General features: G+C 50.9%; 15 protein-coding genes. 8 read left to right on the forward strand and 7 right to left on the reverse strand.

From position 1 onward, the window contains the following. Positions 1 to 34: 34 nt before the first annotated feature. A complete protein-coding gene (locus ACO0LK_RS16100; RefSeq protein ID WP_422976720.1) occupies positions 35 to 1,009 on the reverse strand; it encodes an MBL fold metallo-hydrolase in 975 nt (324 codons plus the stop codon). A 134-nt stretch (positions 1,010 to 1,143) separates the two neighbouring features. Between ACO0LK_RS16100 and ACO0LK_RS16105 the strand changes: the two genes are divergently transcribed. The 5 genes from ACO0LK_RS16105 (at position 1,144) to ACO0LK_RS16125 (ending at position 5,466) form a co-directional block, all read left to right on the forward strand. Further along, positions 1,144 to 2,064, forward strand: coding sequence for a LysR family transcriptional regulator (locus tag ACO0LK_RS16105; RefSeq protein WP_422976722.1), 921 nt, complete (start codon positions 1,144 to 1,146; stop codon positions 2,062 to 2,064). A 224-nt stretch (positions 2,065 to 2,288) separates the two neighbouring features. Next, the gene (locus tag ACO0LK_RS16110) at positions 2,289 to 3,308 is read left to right on the forward strand and encodes a hypothetical protein (RefSeq protein ID WP_422976724.1); all 1,020 of its coding nucleotides are present in this window, start codon (positions 2,289 to 2,291) and stop codon (positions 3,306 to 3,308) included. Continuing rightward, positions 3,305 to 4,321 (forward strand): hypothetical protein, encoded by a 1,017-nt coding sequence (locus ACO0LK_RS16115; RefSeq protein WP_422976726.1) that lies wholly within the window; start codon positions 3,305 to 3,307, stop codon positions 4,319 to 4,321. The genes ACO0LK_RS16110 and ACO0LK_RS16115 overlap by 4 nt, the downstream gene beginning before the upstream one ends. A gap of 108 nt (positions 4,322 to 4,429) precedes the next feature. Further along, positions 4,430 to 4,870, forward strand: coding sequence for a hypothetical protein (locus ACO0LK_RS16120; protein ID WP_422976728.1), 441 nt, complete (start codon positions 4,430 to 4,432; stop codon positions 4,868 to 4,870). Positions 4,871 to 4,950: 80 nt separating this feature from the next. Beyond that, on the forward strand, positions 4,951 to 5,466 hold the full coding sequence (locus ACO0LK_RS16125) for a hypothetical protein (protein WP_422976729.1): 516 nt from the start codon (positions 4,951 to 4,953) through the stop codon (positions 5,464 to 5,466). Between the two features lie 92 nt (positions 5,467 to 5,558). Here ACO0LK_RS16125 and ACO0LK_RS16130 read toward each other — a convergent pair whose 3' ends face one another. After that, positions 5,559 to 6,002 carry a hypothetical protein gene (locus ACO0LK_RS16130; protein WP_422976731.1) on the reverse strand — a complete coding sequence of 148 codons (444 nt, stop codon included), beginning with the start codon at positions 6,000 to 6,002 and terminating at the stop codon, positions 5,559 to 5,561. 35 nt (positions 6,003 to 6,037) lie between these two features. Here ACO0LK_RS16130 and ACO0LK_RS16135 point away from each other — a divergent pair, with 35 nt between their 5' ends. Further along, complete coding sequence (locus tag ACO0LK_RS16135) at positions 6,038 to 7,126, forward strand: YwqG family protein (protein ID WP_422976733.1); 1,089 nt, start codon at positions 6,038 to 6,040, stop codon at positions 7,124 to 7,126. Between the two features lie 237 nt (positions 7,127 to 7,363). On the opposite strand, the gene ACO0LK_RS16140 is transcribed toward ACO0LK_RS16135, so the two are convergent. From ACO0LK_RS16140 to ACO0LK_RS16150, 3 genes are all read right to left on the reverse strand, one after another. Next, positions 7,364 to 8,332: a CapA family protein gene (locus ACO0LK_RS16140; protein WP_422976735.1), complete on the reverse strand. Its 969-nt coding sequence runs from the start codon at positions 8,330 to 8,332 to the stop codon at positions 7,364 to 7,366. Next, a complete protein-coding gene (locus ACO0LK_RS16145) occupies positions 8,329 to 8,667 on the reverse strand; it encodes a hypothetical protein (protein ID WP_422976737.1) in 339 nt (112 codons plus the stop codon). The genes ACO0LK_RS16140 and ACO0LK_RS16145 overlap by 4 nt, the downstream gene beginning before the upstream one ends. Positions 8,668 to 8,979: 312 nt before the next feature. Then, entirely contained in the window at positions 8,980 to 9,885 is a 906-nt protein-coding gene (locus ACO0LK_RS16150) for a hypothetical protein (protein ID WP_422976739.1), read from the reverse strand. A 20-nt stretch (positions 9,886 to 9,905) separates the two neighbouring features. Between ACO0LK_RS16150 and ACO0LK_RS16155 the strand changes: the two genes are divergently transcribed. Beyond that, entirely contained in the window at positions 9,906 to 11,600 is a 1,695-nt protein-coding gene (locus ACO0LK_RS16155; RefSeq protein ID WP_422976741.1) for a hypothetical protein, read from the forward strand. A gap of 76 nt (positions 11,601 to 11,676) precedes the next feature. Here the strand turns inward: ACO0LK_RS16155 and ACO0LK_RS16160 are convergent, their stop codons facing one another. Together ACO0LK_RS16160 and ACO0LK_RS16165 are read right to left on the reverse strand one after the other, a co-directional pair. Further along, positions 11,677 to 12,372: a GntR family transcriptional regulator gene (locus ACO0LK_RS16160; RefSeq protein ID WP_422976743.1), complete on the reverse strand. Its 696-nt coding sequence runs from the start codon at positions 12,370 to 12,372 to the stop codon at positions 11,677 to 11,679. Positions 12,373 to 12,509: 137 nt separating this feature from the next. Then, on the reverse strand, positions 12,510 to 13,826 hold the full coding sequence (locus ACO0LK_RS16165; RefSeq protein ID WP_422976745.1) for a C4-dicarboxylate transporter DctA: 1,317 nt from the start codon (positions 13,824 to 13,826) through the stop codon (positions 12,510 to 12,512). 340 nt (positions 13,827 to 14,166) lie between these two features. Between ACO0LK_RS16165 and ACO0LK_RS16170 the strand changes: the two genes are divergently transcribed. Further along, the gene (locus ACO0LK_RS16170) at positions 14,167 to 15,426 is read left to right on the forward strand and encodes an allantoate amidohydrolase (RefSeq protein ID WP_422976747.1); all 1,260 of its coding nucleotides are present in this window, start codon (positions 14,167 to 14,169) and stop codon (positions 15,424 to 15,426) included. Positions 15,427 to 15,462: the final 36 nt, after the last annotated feature.

Genomic DNA, 15,462 nt, shown 5'->3' on the forward strand with positions numbered 1-15,462 from the left:
CCATTTCAGACATCAAGAGTCAAACATCAAGACATCAAGGCATCTGCGTATAATTGACAGGTATCCACTGATACGATGTACCCGTTTTGTTCAAATGCCCCAACCCGGGAAACTGTATGTGCGATGCGCCAATCAGCGTGCCGTCTTTTGCTGCCTGTGCGAATATTTTCTGGCGCGCGGCAGCAGCTTCTTTGGCGTGGCTGTCAAAGGTCACTGTCACTTCCGGCTTACCCAGTTGCACGGCTGCGACGTGGATCAAATCGCCAGTCAGCAATAACTTCTGACCCTGGCTTTCGACCAGGTAAGACGTGTGGCCTTCAGTATGCCCACGGGTGGAATACGCTGTCAGACCCGGCAGCAATTCACCATCTTTAGCAAAAGTCTGCAACTTGTTGGCTGCCTTGTAGGGGTTTACCGATGCCATCGCCCCCTGGAAAAATCCCTTGGCGTCAGCAGGTGCCTGTTCCAGATTCTTTTGGCTCAACCAGTAATCGGCCTCGGCCTGGTCTACATGGATGTTGGCATTGGCAAATATCATTTCATTGTTGAGCACCAGGCCACCCACATGATCAGGGTGCAAATGGGTCAGGTAGATATCATCGATTTGTGCAGGCTCATAGCCAGATGCCTTCAGATTGGCGATCAGCTTGCCCAGGCTGGGGCCGAACAGGCTACCAGTGCCGGCATCGATCAGTATCAGCTTGCTGCCCGTGTTGATGAGGTAGGCATTGACCGAGGTTTCCAGCGGTGCCTGTAAAAATGATTTCGACAGCACTGCCTTGGTTGTTGCTGCCGGTTCCATCAAGATTTGATCGACGGGCAGCTTGATCGTGCCATCGCTGAGGGCTGTCACCTCAAACGTGCCCAGCATCAAACGGTGATATGCGGGTGCTGATGTCTTTACCATCGGTGCGGCAGCCAATGCCGGTGTGGTACTGCCAAAGCCTATGGCACCGGCAACAGACAGAAATAAGGCGGCGCGGGCAAAGTTCAGTAATGTGTGCTTCATCATGATTCTTCCTTAAGGCGTTAATCGCCATGGGTTAATAATGAAGCAGATTCTATTTCTTTGCGAAAATCGGTACAATCATCAACAATGCAAACCATCTTTGCGCTTTACGCAAATCAAAGTCCAGGTGCCCCATGTTCGATGCGATACAGATTTTTTTGGAAGTCCATGCGGCAGGAAGCCTGTCTGGCGTTGCCAAAAAGCGCGATGTAGCAGTGTCATCCATCTCCAGAAAGATTGATGCGCTGGAGGCAGAGCTCGGTATGAAATTATTCCACCGCAGCTCAAGGCGCTTGCTGCTGACCGATTCTGGCGAACAATTTTTGCCCAGAGCAAAAACCATCGCTGCCGAACTTGACGACGCCCGCCAAGCCATGTCTGCACTCAATGCCGACCCACGCGGCCTGCTAACCATCACAGCCCCCGCAGCCTTTGGCCGCCGCCATGTAGGACCGGCTGTCGCCAGCTTTTTAAACCGCTACCCGCTGATGGAAGTCGACCTGCATATCAGCGACCAGATCGTTGACCTGTCCACCCAAAGGGTGGACGTTGCCATACGCATGGGCATCTTGCCCGATAGCGATCTGGTCGCCACTACCCTGGCACCACTGCATAGACTGACCTGCGCCAGCCCTGCCTATCTGGCCCGCTACGGTTACCCTGCCACACCGCAAGACCTGCTCCAGCACAATTGCCTGACCGGGGCAGCGTCGCCATCGCCAGCAGGCTGGTGGATCTACCCAGGCGTCAACAAGGAAATAGCATTGCCCGTCCGTGGCAGCCTGCGTTGCAGCGATACCGAAACACTGCTACAGGCCGCCCTGGCAGGCACAGGCATCATCCACCTGGCCAGCTGGATGGTGTTTGAGCATATCGAATCTGGGCAACTGATTTCACTCTTCCCCGGTACCAGCAGCATCCCCACCAAAATCCGCCCCGGCATCCATGCCGTCCGCATGCCTGGCCGTTCCCACGCCGCCAAAGCCCAGCTCTTCATCGCCCACCTGCGCAGCGTGTTTGGGGAACCGGTGTATTGGGATAGAGTTTTGGGATAAGGTATTGGAGGATTGAAGTGTAAAACATGTAAGAAAGCTGTATAAATTGGCTGGAATGAATACGAATAGATGTATATTCGCTACCGAAAAGAATTTTTCTCAGTAGAACTTTTTCGTTAATCGCGAACACAACATGGTCGCAGCCAAGACAAGCGCATTTATGCTCATCTTAGATTTCAACATCCGTTCGCCAATACTTAAAGTTAACACGCCAAAAACTTTTTATGACCAGCAAACAAGTCAAACAACAATTACAGCAAGACCTCGCGCTCTGGCATGCCGATGGTTTGATTGAAAAATCTGCCTACGAACTTTTGTCCCAGCGCTATGAAGTAAGCAAGTTTGGCCTGATTGGCGTCGTGAAATATTGCGGCATTTTTGGCGGCTTTTGTGCTTTTCTTGGGTTGATGGGCACGATCAGTGCCTTGTCGCAATCGGTGACGTTCGCGGTGCTGGTTGGTGCTGCCATCAGCATAGCGTTAACCTGGGCGGGTTTACGGCTGGCTGACGATGTGCAGCAGCGCTATGCGGCTTCGTCGAAGTTTATCGTCACCCTTGGCATAGCCTTGTGGGCCAGTGCGGTGGGGGGATTTTTAAGTGAAGTGCTGCACCTGGAGCGCAACGTGGTGCTGATATTCACCGGATTGCTGACCATCCCGCTGGCTTTTTACCTTGCTTACCAGCGCCACAATACCTATTTGCTGATTCTGGCCTTGCTCGCGCTGTTTCATTGGGTAGGCTCGTGGTCGGCCATGTTTGGTCGTTCCAGTTATGCGCTGTCGATCCAGGACCCGAAGATGATGAGTGTGGTCGCCCTCATCGCTGTCGCCATAGGGTATGGACATGAACGCATGGCCTACCCCGCCACAGGACGGTTTTATCAGGCCTGGCAGTCAGTCGGGCTGGTGTACCTGAACATGTCACTGCTGATTTTATCGGTCTGGCACCACTATCAAGAGGAAACTGTCTTCTGGGTCTTTGCGTTCAGCATCGCTACCGTTGTGCAGATAGTGGCAGGTGCCCGCCTGCACAGTGGTTTGTTGCGAGGTTTTGGCATCACTTTTTTCGGCATCAATCTGTTTACCCGTTTTCATGAACAGTTCTGGAACCGGCTTGATTTGGGTAGTTATTTGGCCGCTGGCGGGCTGCTACTGCTAGTCACCGGTGCGTTGATGGAAGTCATCTCACGTAGTCTGAACCAGGCTGGCAGCAGCGTTCAAAACACTGACGGAGGTGCAGCATGAACCAGCGCAGCGTCAACCGTGGCGTACACAATGAACTGGATGATCTGGTCGCACTCCAGATCATTGAGGCAGGACAAGCAGAAAAAATCAAGCTGCGTTATCCGGCCGAAGCATGGAATATGTTGGCACTGGTACGCTCGTTCACAGTGTTGGGTGTGCTGACCTGCGTGGCGGGCATACTCATTTTGCTGCGCGAACATATGAACTGGTGGCTAATGGGTGAAGCCGCCCTTACGGGCTCTTTTTTAGGTGGCCTGGCTTTGGCGCACTGGTTGAAGACCCATCGCAACATGCCCATCCTGGCCGAAGCGCTGGAACTGGCAAGCGGTATGGCCTTGCAGGGTCTGAGTATCGTGCTGGCCCTGCATCACTCCAGCGGCAGCAAAAACTGGCCTGCCCTGGTCGGCGTCGATGCGGCCCTGCTGCTGGCACTGGCTTATGCGCTGGCCAATCGCCTGCTGTTATGGTATTCGCTGGCGCTGTTCTTTTTCTTTTGCGGGGCGGAAACAGGCTATATCTCTGGCTGGGGCGCCTATTACCTGGGTATGACCTATCCAGCCCGTTTTCTGGCCATCGGGGCTGGGGTACTTTGCCTGGCCTGGGTACATGTGAAATTTCTGCGCGGCCGCCTGGCACCGTTTGCGCGGGTATATTTTCATTATGGCTTGTTGCTGATCAATCTGTCGCTATGGTTTCTCAGTGTGTTTGGTTATTACGAGAACCTGGATGTACGTTGGGATGATACCGGGGGCGAGCGCCTGGCGTTTTCAATCCTGTGGGCAGCGGTGGCGGGCGGCTCGGTATGGGCAAGCATGCATTTCAATCTGCAACTGCTGCGTGGCTATGCCTACACTTTTTTAATGATTAATTTATATACCTTCTACTTCCAGTTCCTAGTCAGTAAAAGTCCTTCACTGTGGTTTATCCATTTGTTGCTGGTCGGTGGCAGCCTGCTTGGTTTGGGTATCTATGTTGATGGCTTGCGCAAGAAAGAGCCAGCGCTGAATGAGTAGTGTGCTTGGCAGCTAGCTGATTTGGGCTTGTCAGCAATTGTAGCTGGCTGCATTAGTGATCGTGCTCCCCTTTGCTGCAAAAACCCAACATAGCGATAGGCGCTCTTTATGCCCAAGAAAAAAATTCAAAAAAATATTTACTCATTGATCAGTTTGGTCATTCTTTGGAGTATTGTCACCGTGCTGGCGAAGTCAGTTTCCCCCAAAGACGAATCAATTGCGACGATTATTGTCGTCAATTTGCTGTTGACAGGACTGTCTATTCGCATGTGGACAAATCCTGATTTCTTCAGCGGAAAAAATCGGCAATACGGTATTGAGACATGGCAGGACTGGTTGGTGATATTTTTCTTTGCAGGAATACTTTCCTGCATTTTTTTGTTGATAGATTGCGGTGGCAGTTTTCCTTCCTTCAATCCAGAACTGGTATGTAACGGCCACCCAGGTATAGGTATCATTTTCACGATCAGCGCAATGGCGATAACAGCGATTGCATTTCCCTCTGCTGTGCGCGCTTGGCTGATATCCAGAATGGTGAATGAAGACTAGTGGACTGTCACAGTTACTATATCAAATATATTCTCGTCGCACGTCCCCATCAATCACCCTGCCTGGAACCATAACGGCCAATGACAGACAAACTACACCATGCAGAAACTCCGGTAAATTTTGACCACGCATTAGCATCCCTGCAAACATGTCTATCGGCAAGCGGCTGGTCAGGAAAAATTGTCTGGCTGGACAAAACCCAATTCATCAAGCTACCAGCTGCAACAATTGGTTCGAAGGGGGACGAGCGGCTGATTTTGTATCGACCACCAATAGCAATACAGGATGGTTTTGTCAGAGCAGAATTCGATCATGCAATTGCCAAGGACTGGATAGTGCGCTTGGAAGCGCTGGGAAAGCTGGGAGACCAGCTTACGTATGCGTGTCTGGATTCCAGTGCTGAATCAGAACAAGGGGAAATGGGTATTGCGAGCGGCGTCAAAATCCTTGTCGCTGCCTACTCTCCAAAAATCATCATTACACGTTCCAGATTGATCTGGCTGGCAGTGCGCTACTACCTGCGCAACTGGGAAAAACGGCGAGATCGGGCATTTTCGAATCAGCGCATTTTGCAGACAAACAAGAAAATAACCTGACCTGAACAGTAGGCGGGGTCGGGTGCAATCTATCTTGTTGAAGGCAAAGAGTAGACGCACCTGTGAGCGAGTCATAAATTACAAGTCGCTGCTCAGTTGACTTGCTTATTTCGAATTAATTCCTGGTGCCGTGCGTTTAATATCGCAACAGAATCTTTACCACTCTTCATGTGCGAAATAAAAATTTCGCTAGACTTGGTAAAGCGGTGACCAAGGCGAATAGAAAATGAGTTAAATAGCCAACTCCAGAAAGTCGGATAGAATGCAGCCTCATCAAGGTCACGCCACTTCACTCCGACAATTCCTCTGTCCCAAGGCAAAATACCGGTAAAAAGCCAGACACCGTTCTCATCGCAATAAAGTTTATAGCTACGCAATATCAGAATACGATAAATCGCTAATGCCTGCGATATGATCAATATAACCAGCCCAAAAATCCACGAGACAGCAAATGCAGCGGGAATAAATAACAATATGATCAACGCGATAATTACGGTTCTTACATAGGCGGTCCATGCCTTACGACCAAGTTGCACAACATTTGAGCTGACCTCTGTCCAGCACCGCACAAATGCATATTGCCTTCTCCCATACAGGTAAGTTTTTGCTGGCGCAGGAATCAGATGCAAGTGCCATCATTGATCTGGAAGGTGGGCTGATAGCAAATTTTGACTTCCCCCAGTTTGTCAATGAACACTCACCCACTACATTTAGCGCAGAAATCAACTACTTCCCAGATCTGATCATTACCGATCTGGGGGTTTTCATTCTGTCGCAAAAAAACATTACGCATTTCAGTATCAGCGAATTAAGCTGGCGATCAGTCAGCCAGCCGGGGAAACCTGCAAAACAATCGGAAGCCACTCGTCAGGCATCCGCCATACAGGCCACTTGGAAAAGTTTTTATAAACCCTCGCTGGAACTGAAACCAGTAAGTGCCGCTGATGCCAATGCACAGAGAAATTCATTCATGTATGGTATGCCGTCCATGCCCGACCAGCAAGCATGGCCCACACATGCAGGGCAAGCCATGCTCTTGCTTTGCCAGCTTGATTTGCAGGAAGCTGCTCTACTGCTTCCTGCAAATCCATTCCCTGATCAAGGCTTGTTGCTGTTCTTTGTCGGCGTTGATAAAGATTTTGAAGTGCTGCTTGATGACGAATTTAATCCGCTTGCAACGCGCGTGCTGTGGATAAACCAGGCTGCTGGCAAGACAAGTAATGCGCATACAGATATGCCGCATGTTGAAAGCAAGCATGTCGAGTTCGTAAAAGGAGTTGGCACATGGCCACAAACTGACGCTGCAATTGTAGAAGCGCAGTTATTATCCGATACTGAACTGGAAGAATACCGCAGTTTTTTAGACGAACATCAAGCAGAATCGGCGTGTGGCGATACATATCGCCTTGGTGGTTACCCCACCGTACTGCAACAAAATGGCAGAGAGGCGGTTGCCGAATACAAACGCAATGGGCAATACCCAAAACCAGATCAAAATGGCTGGAAGACCGCGCAACAATGGCGACTACTATTGCAAGTCAACTCTGATGATCATTTTATGTGGGGCACCGATAGCGGCATTCTATACTTCATGATTCACGAAAGTGACTTGTCCGTGCGAGATTTCTCTCGCGTGGTTAGTACCGCTGTGGGCTTTTGAAGAGTCAAAACAATCAGGCAACAATGCGCCGATAAACTTAAAAATGCTGCTTCAGACCCGCTATCGACAGCATCGCTTTGTTGCAAGATGTCTATGCGCTAGCAAGCGCATATCCATATACAAACATATACAAACATATACAAACATATACAAACGCAGTTTGCTGTACGACACGCCTGCGGCCCTCGGGTCTGCACAGATAAAAGCATCTCACCCCTAAAGATGAAATGCCTTGACTCATTTCAAAATCTTATCAATCTCCTTCTGAGGCAATACACCTGCATATTTAGGAATACCATTTTTATCCAACTTGGCGACGTGAATTGTCCAGTTGATTTTATTGTCGGCAGAAAAGGTCAACTCCAGTGCCCAGCCTGTTTGTGATTCTTCCGTATGAAAACCATTGAAAACAAAATTGCCCAGACTGTAGAAAATAGGTTTTCCTTTGTAGATATCAATGTTTTGCGTCACATGCGGGTGGCCGCCGACAACGGCATCAGCGCCTGCATCGATCATGATACGGGCCAGTTCTTCCTGATGTTTGGATGCATGCGGTTCATGTTCCCAGCCCCAGTGTGGATAGGTAATGACAATATCAGCACCAAGCTTTTCTCTGGCATTGCGGATATCAAATGCGACCTGATCCGCATCGGCCCATGCGACGCCGGGCCGGTCTTCCAGGGCTTCAAAGCTGCGCGGGAAGAAATTGTCATAGCCTAATATGGCAATTTTATGGCCATTTTTTTCTACCAGGTAGGGCGTATGCGCTGAACGCAGATCACGGCCACCACCAAAATAAGGAATCTTTTCTTTTCCCAACAGGCCCAGCATGGCAGCAAAAGTATCTGGGCCATAATCGCCGGTATGATTATTCGCCAGCGATACGGCTGAGAAATGTGACTTGACGGTTTTTAATACCCTTGGATGCGCTAAAAAGGTAAATGGCTTGTCTTCTTTTTTTCCACTTGATCCGACTACACATTCCAGATTGCCAAAACTGAGGTCGGCCTGCTTGAATTGCTGTTGAAAAGCGGCAAACGGGTCTTTGCCCTGCTGTATCACTTTACCTGGCAATTCATCAAGCATCAGGTCACCAACAAACAACATGCGTACATCCTGCTTTTGCGCATACACATTGCTGCACAGGCTTACCATACAAAGAAGCCCCAAGGAAAGCTGTTTTAGTTTCAAGAATAAGGTGTTCATTGGGATGTTCCTGTCACGCATACCGCTTTACAGCTAAAGCTGAGTTCACGTTCGAATTTATGAGAATACACGCGCTGCAAGCCAAAACCATTTTTCGCGGTCTGGCAACTGGCCGCATCAATGCTGGATTCGCTGGCATGGATCAACACATAACGATTCTTCGACTGGTGATAGGTAAACGTCTTTAACTTGCCTTGCCCGTTTTTTGGATCTTGAAATACCTGTGCACTGAAACGAAAGCCGCCTTCGAGGTCGTGGGTATTCAAAGCAAACGGGTCACTGGTACGCTTGATTTCGAAGCTGCTTTCTGTACCAGACACTTTGACTTCACACATGGCGTCCTGAGCAAGAGCAGGAAAAGTGCAACATACAAGTGCAGCGAAAATACCTGTGGTGATCGGTATTAAACTAAGCGAAGGCGAAGGCATGATTTCCTTTGTAAACAGACTTCAGTGATGCATGGTTACCGGTGTGCAAACAAGCGATGTGGCGTACCTGACATATAGCGGTATTACTACATTCTAAAAATGGAAGTAGTCTTGGTCGCTATGCAGCGTGGTGCTTATTTGGCATAACTGTCTACGATACCAGAAAAATTCACTATTTTATGGGCTGCACACGGGCGTTTTGATGATTTTAGTCGCAACCTAGGGCTGTGCGACTAAGGTATCTCCAGGAAAAAACTCCGCCAACAATTCTATAGCCAGTTGCCCCCAGCTTTTGCCGATCCCCTTCAGGTGAGCGCTGACAATTGTCTGTCCGGATATATCTGTGACCAATTCTATTTCCAATATCTCGCTTTTGTCGGTATCAATGATGCCGTTCAGTTCATAAAACCGGGCGGTCGCGCTCAGCCATAACACGTGGGCAAACGCTTCATTGCTGCCGCAGGGCGTTGATCCGTACGACAATAAAATACCTTCCGCAGGATGCAGCCTGGCATGGTCCAGCAATTCAAGCACCCAACGATATTGTTTCTGACCCGGCAGCCTGTTGCGAAATGCCTGTACCGTATTAGCCATGTTTTGCTTATGCAGGGCATTTTGCTGTTGCACGTTCAATTGGCGTTGTTTTGTCGAGGGCGGCAATCCATCAATGCGCTTGTCGGGCACGTCATGCCGATCATCCATTTCTATTGGTTCATTACTGTTCACATTCCCTCCCCGCTCATCCTTCACCGTTGCTGCATACAGCAAACCCGGCGCATTGACCTCTGCGATGTGAATATTCTCAGCGATATCTTCGGGCCAACCTTCACGCGCCAGAAAAACGATGGCGCCCAAAATTCTCTCTCTTTGGATTGATTCTTCATCGGCCAGGGTCTTCTCAAAGCGCAGCAGTTGCGCCAGCAATTGGCTGAACTGTTCTTCTCCAAACTTCCGTACCAGTTCTGCTTGCCGGTGCTGGTTTGTTAATCCGTATTGCTGCGTTGGTTGCGTCATCTGTTTGATTTCATTTAATAATAATGCCCACCAGCAACAGCCTTGCAGGAGGTCAGGACTGCGTTTATAGTGCTGCTTGTCAATATAGACGTCAGCGCCACAAGAGCGCATGAAAATTATCAAGGGAATCCATGGCTGTCGACCATCAAATCAAAGTCTATCAAGACGATATCACACCTTTTTTGCAGCGCTTGCCTGCATTTCTTTTGTTCCCTTTCCGGCCAGCACCGCTTTTCATGATAGCGGGCCTGTCGGCCGTCAGCGTCGTGACGGTGCTCACTTCTGGCCTGCTCCGTGGCTTGCTGATGTTGTTCTTTTTGCGCTACGCCTATGCCGTAATGGAAATGGCTGCCATGGGCAAGCACAATCCAAAATGGGATGACATCACGGTATTTGGCAACAAGGACAAGCGCCCTTACAAGCAGAATCTTGTATTTTTGCTGTACTTTGTGCTGATGGTGATTGTGGGCACCTATGCAATCAAGGTGGATATGCCCAAAGAACCACCGTCCATATCGGCCGCCGCATCGGAAACCGGATTGGCGACTCCATCAGCGACCACATCACCTGGCCAGGCACACCGGGATATCTATGCAGAGCAGCGACGCAATGCCCAGGATGATGACGATGACGACGCTGATGCACAGAGAACGATGGGCCAGTACGACATGAGCGCCCCCAAAACCAGCGATGCCGATGATGCCACGTCACGCAAGATCGCCGCGCGGGAACAGGCGCTCACTTACGGCAGCGACAACGGTGCCGGGGATGCTCCCGCCAATACGCCCGGCAGCAAGATGGATCGTTTTATGAAGCCAGACGTGCATTTTGCCAAATGGTTTTACGTGCTGGCCTTGCTGTTTGCCATACCGATACCGGCGGCGGTGATGGTGCTGGCGATTGAGGACGATACTCTGCGTGCACTGAACCCGCTGACGTCTCTGTTCTTCATTCGTGCCATGGGCGTATCTTATTTCGTCGTGTGGGCGATATTTGGTGGAGTCTTGCTGGCGATTGAGGGCGTGCGCCATGTGATACCGGCAACCTGGTCACCATTCGTCAGTGTACCGCTAGTGACGTTTATCAATTTCTACCTGATTCTGGCGACCTATTCGATGATGGGTTATGTGCTGTACCAATACCATCAGCAACTGGGGATGGCGGTCGAGGTAGATTTTGATGCGCAGCGTGTACAGGCAGAAGCAAGCGCAGTACCTGTATCGTCCGATCCTTTCATGCAGCGCATTGATGCGCTGCTGTTGAAGGGCGAAGTCGATGCCGCCATCCGCCTGCTGGAAGATGAAATGCGTTATGACCGCAATAACCTCAGCATGAATGAAAGGCTGTACCAGCTATTGCAACGCAAGGATGATGAAAAACGCATTCTGGATCAGGGACGCCGTTATATGCTGGCGCTCAGCAAGGCCACCTATCATGAAAAAGCCCTGCACCTGTTAAGTGAGTTGAAGAAGCGCGACCCGGCCTTTGACATACTCGGTGACAATGTATTGCAAATGGCAGGCACTGCCTTAGCGGCGCGGGATTTCAAAGGCGCGATGAACCTGATACAGGGCTTCGATAAAAAATATCCAGACCATGCGGATATACCTGCGGTCTATATGATGGCAGCACGCCTGTCTGGCGACCATTTCCGCAAGCATGCACAGGCCATCAGTATCCTGAAGGTGATCTTGCAGCGCTATCCAAATGCGACTGCTACTGCTGAGGCGGTCAGCTATATGGAAACGATGCAGAAAGCAATGGCAGCACAGGCTGCGGCAACGCCAACCGGAACCGCCAGCGCACCGCCATCAAAAACATCCTGATCAACGGCTGATCAAATGCAAAAAACAGAGGCCAATACTGGCCTCTGTTTTTGTTTGGTTGGAGATATTTTAAAACTCAAGCCAGCAATGCCGAAATAAAATCCTTCTTGTCGCTCTTCGCTGGCTCTTTGAATTCGAGGGCCGATTCAACATGGTGCAGGTGATGCACCATCAATTCCACGGCTTTTTCTACATCGCCGGCTTTGGCGGCGCGGATGAATTCTACGTGTTCGTCTGATGAGCAACTGGCGTCGCGGCTGGACTGATACAACATGGTAATGAGTGAACTGCGGCCTGCCAGTTTCATGAGGATATCGGTCAGTACCTGGTTGCCTGCCGTTTTCGCCAGCAGGATATGGAAGTCGCTGAGCAGGGTGGAACGTTCCTGCACGTTGTTGTCGATGATGGCCTGACGTTCCTGGATCAGGTGTTGTTCTATGCGGGCATAGTCTTCGTCTGTGGCCTTGGCAATAAACTCGCGCACCAGTGCAGCTTCAAGTATACGGCGAACAAAAAATATCTCATGCGCTTCCTGCTCACTGGGCTTGCTGACAAAGGCGCCTTTTTCTGGCACCAGATCAATCAGCTTGTCTTTGGCCAGCATGACCAGGGCCGCGCGGATCTTGGTGCGGCTGACGGAATACATGCGTGCCAGCGCCTCTTCGCGCAGCTTGGTGCCGGGCGGCAGCCTTTGTTCGGCAATGGCGGTGGTGATATCGCTGGCAATGGCTTCAGAACTGTCTGCCTGGTCTGAATGGGTCGTTGCTGTCATATTATTTACCTGTTACTGCATGATGAGTCAGGCCGGAATTGTAACCCCATACGCAAAACGCCCAAAGATTTCCATCCATGGGCGTTATTTTAATTACACTTATATTGACCTGGCTCAGTCAGTCAATGATAAACACCTCATACCGCCGCCAGCTCTGCTTTGGCGTTCGCCAGATCATAACTGGCAATCGCTGCGGTATCACCATCCAGGACAGCATGGGCACGGGTTTTGTCGATGTCTTTTTCCCATGACGCCACAACGACAGTTGCAACGCAGTTGCCGATCAGGTTGCCCAGTGCACGGGCAATGCCGATAAACCAGTCCACCGACAGCACCAGTACCAGGCCCACCACCGGTATCGCCGGTATGGCAGACAAGGTAGCAGCCAGTATCACTATCGCCGAACCTGGTACGCCATGGGCACCTTTGGATGTCACCAGGGCAATTGCCAGTATCGCCAGCAGATCAGACATCGCCAGCGGGGTATTGGTGGCCTGGGCTATAAATACGGCGGCCAGTGTCAGGTAGATAGAAAACGCATCCAGGTTGAAGGAATAGCCGGTAGGTATCACCAGGCCCACCGTGGTGTCCTTGATGCCCATGTATTCCAGCTTTTTCATTACCTGTGGCAAGACAGAATCAGACGAAGCCGTTGCCAGCACCACCAACAGTTCTTCACGCAGGTATTTGATGAATTTGAAGATATTGAAACCGGCAGCTTTCAATATGCCACCCAGAATACCAAACACAAAGATGATGACCGCGCCGTAAAACAAGATCACCAGGAAGCCCAGCTGTTTTAATGAGCCCACACCATATTTGCCCACGGTAAAGGCAATTGCACCAAACACGCCCAAAGGTGCCAGCTTGATGATGAAGGACATACACTTGAAAAACACTTCCGACAGGCTGCTGATCAGGTTGGCGATGGGGCGGGCTTTCTCACCCACCAGCGACAGTGCACAACCAAAAATCAGCGAAAACAGCAATACCTGCAACACGTCACCCGATGTAAAGGCGCTGACCACCGTGGTCGGGATCAGTTTCATCACAAATTCGGCAAAGCCGGCGCTTTTGACCTTGTTGGCATTGTCTACATAGGTACTCAGGGTGCTAGCATCAAGCGAAGCAGGGACGATGTTCATGCCCTCACCCGGATGAAATATAAACGCCAGCGCCAGGCCCAGCACCAGTGCAACGGTGGTCACTACTTCAAAGTAGACCAGGGCTTTCAGGCCAACCCGCCCTACTTTCTTCAACTCGCCTGCACCATAAATGCCATGCACGACCACACAAAAGACGATCATGGGGATAATCATCTTGATCAGCTTGATAAAGCCATCGCCTACGGGTTTCAGGCTGACACCAAAGCTGGGGTACATGACCCCGACCAGTATCCCCAGTACCAGTGCAATAAGCACCTGGCCGAATAGTGATTTGTATATGCGCTGCACGACTACCTCCTGATAAGGGTTAGCACTACTATGGTAAGCATTACTGTAATTGCACGACTGTGAGCTAACTGCAACTCCTTGATAAATAACAGAAAAACGGAATAAACATCACCACCAGGCCAGCTTGTTATGAAGTGATCTGAAACCCAATATACTGCATCCAATTTTTGTATGCAATAAATGAATTCAATAGTAGAATCCAAAAAAACAGGCCAAAATGGCAGCGTCCGAACCGGGAAAAAACCTGGCAGCCAACCCGGAAATCAAAACGCCGCCATGAAGCCACTATGAAGGCTATATTGAAGTCGTACCTAAAGCCCAGGCCAGGCAGGAGACCAGCATGTCGAGCAAGATGCATTCCTACGCGAGTTGTGGCTCGCAAATCATGAGCAGGGCTGACGTATTGGCGCAACATACCGAAACGCCAGACATGTTGACCCGCACGTATCTGACCCCGGTGCACCACAGTGCAGCAGCCCAGTTGGCCGAATGGATGTGCGCTGCCGGCATGAGCGTACGGCGTGACGTGGCAGGCAATGTCATCGGCCGCTACGAAGGGCAGGAACCGAATGCCCCCGCCCTGCTGACCGGCTCGCATTTTGATACCGTGCGCAATGCCGGTAAATATGATGGCAACCTGGGCATCCTGCTACCGCTAGCCTGCATAGCACAATGGCATGCCGAAGGCAGGCGTTTCCCGTTTGCGATTGAGGTTATCGGCTTTGCGGAAGAAGAAGGCGTGCGCTTCAAAGCCACCCTGCTTGGCAGCCGCGCCGCCGCCGGCACCTTCGACATGGCTGTGCTGGACAATCTGGATGACAACGGCCTCAGCATGCGTGAAGTGATGACGGCATCCGGCTTTCATCCTGCCGGGCTGGCCAAAGCGGCGTATGACCCGGCGCAGGTGCTGGCCTTTGTCGAAGTCCATATAGAACAGGGCCCGGTATTATTGAATGAAGACTTGGCGCTGGGTGTGGTCACCGCCATTTCCGGTGCTACCCGTTATATGGTGGAAGTGGAAGGTCTGGCAGGCCATGCTGGCACTTCCCCGATGGGCATGCGCCGCGATGCCGCCATGGCAGCAGCGGAAACCGGGTTGTATATAGAACAGCGTTGCCAGGACATCCCCGGTCTGGTCGGCACGGTAGGCCAGTTTAATGTACCGAATGGTGCCGCCAATGTGGTACCGGGCAAGGCCGTATTTTCCATTGATATCCGTGCAGAACAGGATGCCATACGTGAACAGGCGGTGGCCGATGTGCTGGCACAGATAGAACGCATAGCGGCAAGACGCAAGGTGCAGTTCAATCTGCGAAAAACCCATGAAGCCCCCAGCGTACCTTGCGCGCCATGGCTGCAACAGCAGCTTGCACAATCCATTGCCCATTGCGACCAGCGCCTGCGTTACCTGCCCTCAGGTGCCGGGCATGATGCCATGGCGATGGCCGCACTATGCGATGTTGCCATGCTGTTTGTACGTTGCGGCAATGGCGGCATCAGCCATCATCCGGATGAAATCATGACGGCAGAAGACGCCGCACTGGCCACGCAAGCCTTTAGCCATTTTGTTGAACACTTTACATCGAGGCGTGAAGCATAACAAACGCGCCCAGCCACACAATCACACTCACCAAGA

The organism is Undibacterium sp. Ji49W (assembly GCF_049340205.1).
GTDB lineage: Bacteria > Pseudomonadota > Gammaproteobacteria > Burkholderiales > Burkholderiaceae_D > Undibacterium.

Excerpts from the sequence above, each read along its gene's own strand:
- ACO0LK_RS16100 (WP_422976720.1), bottom strand. The coding sequence starts at position 1,009 with ATGAAGCACACATTACTGAACTTTGCCCGCGCCGCCTTATTTCTGTCT.
- ACO0LK_RS16105 (WP_422976722.1), top strand. The coding sequence starts at position 1,144 with ATGTTCGATGCGATACAGATTTTTTTGGAAGTCCATGCGGCAGGAAGC.
- ACO0LK_RS16110 (WP_422976724.1), top strand. The coding sequence starts at position 2,289 with ATGACCAGCAAACAAGTCAAACAACAATTACAGCAAGACCTCGCGCTC.
- ACO0LK_RS16115 (WP_422976726.1), top strand. The coding sequence starts at position 3,305 with ATGAACCAGCGCAGCGTCAACCGTGGCGTACACAATGAACTGGATGAT.
- ACO0LK_RS16120 (WP_422976728.1), top strand. The coding sequence starts at position 4,430 with ATGCCCAAGAAAAAAATTCAAAAAAATATTTACTCATTGATCAGTTTG.
- ACO0LK_RS16125 (WP_422976729.1), top strand. The coding sequence starts at position 4,951 with ATGACAGACAAACTACACCATGCAGAAACTCCGGTAAATTTTGACCAC.
- ACO0LK_RS16135 (WP_422976733.1), top strand. The coding sequence starts at position 6,038 with ATGCATATTGCCTTCTCCCATACAGGTAAGTTTTTGCTGGCGCAGGAA.
- ACO0LK_RS16140 (WP_422976735.1), bottom strand. The coding sequence starts at position 8,332 with ATGAACACCTTATTCTTGAAACTAAAACAGCTTTCCTTGGGGCTTCTT.
- ACO0LK_RS16145 (WP_422976737.1), bottom strand. The coding sequence starts at position 8,667 with ATGTGTGAAGTCAAAGTGTCTGGTACAGAAAGCAGCTTCGAAATCAAG.
- ACO0LK_RS16150 (WP_422976739.1), bottom strand. The coding sequence starts at position 9,885 with ATGCGCTCTTGTGGCGCTGACGTCTATATTGACAAGCAGCACTATAAA.
- ACO0LK_RS16155 (WP_422976741.1), top strand. The coding sequence starts at position 9,906 with ATGGCTGTCGACCATCAAATCAAAGTCTATCAAGACGATATCACACCT.
- ACO0LK_RS16160 (WP_422976743.1), bottom strand. The coding sequence starts at position 12,372 with ATGACAGCAACGACCCATTCAGACCAGGCAGACAGTTCTGAAGCCATT.
- ACO0LK_RS16170 (WP_422976747.1), top strand. The coding sequence starts at position 14,167 with ATGTCGAGCAAGATGCATTCCTACGCGAGTTGTGGCTCGCAAATCATG.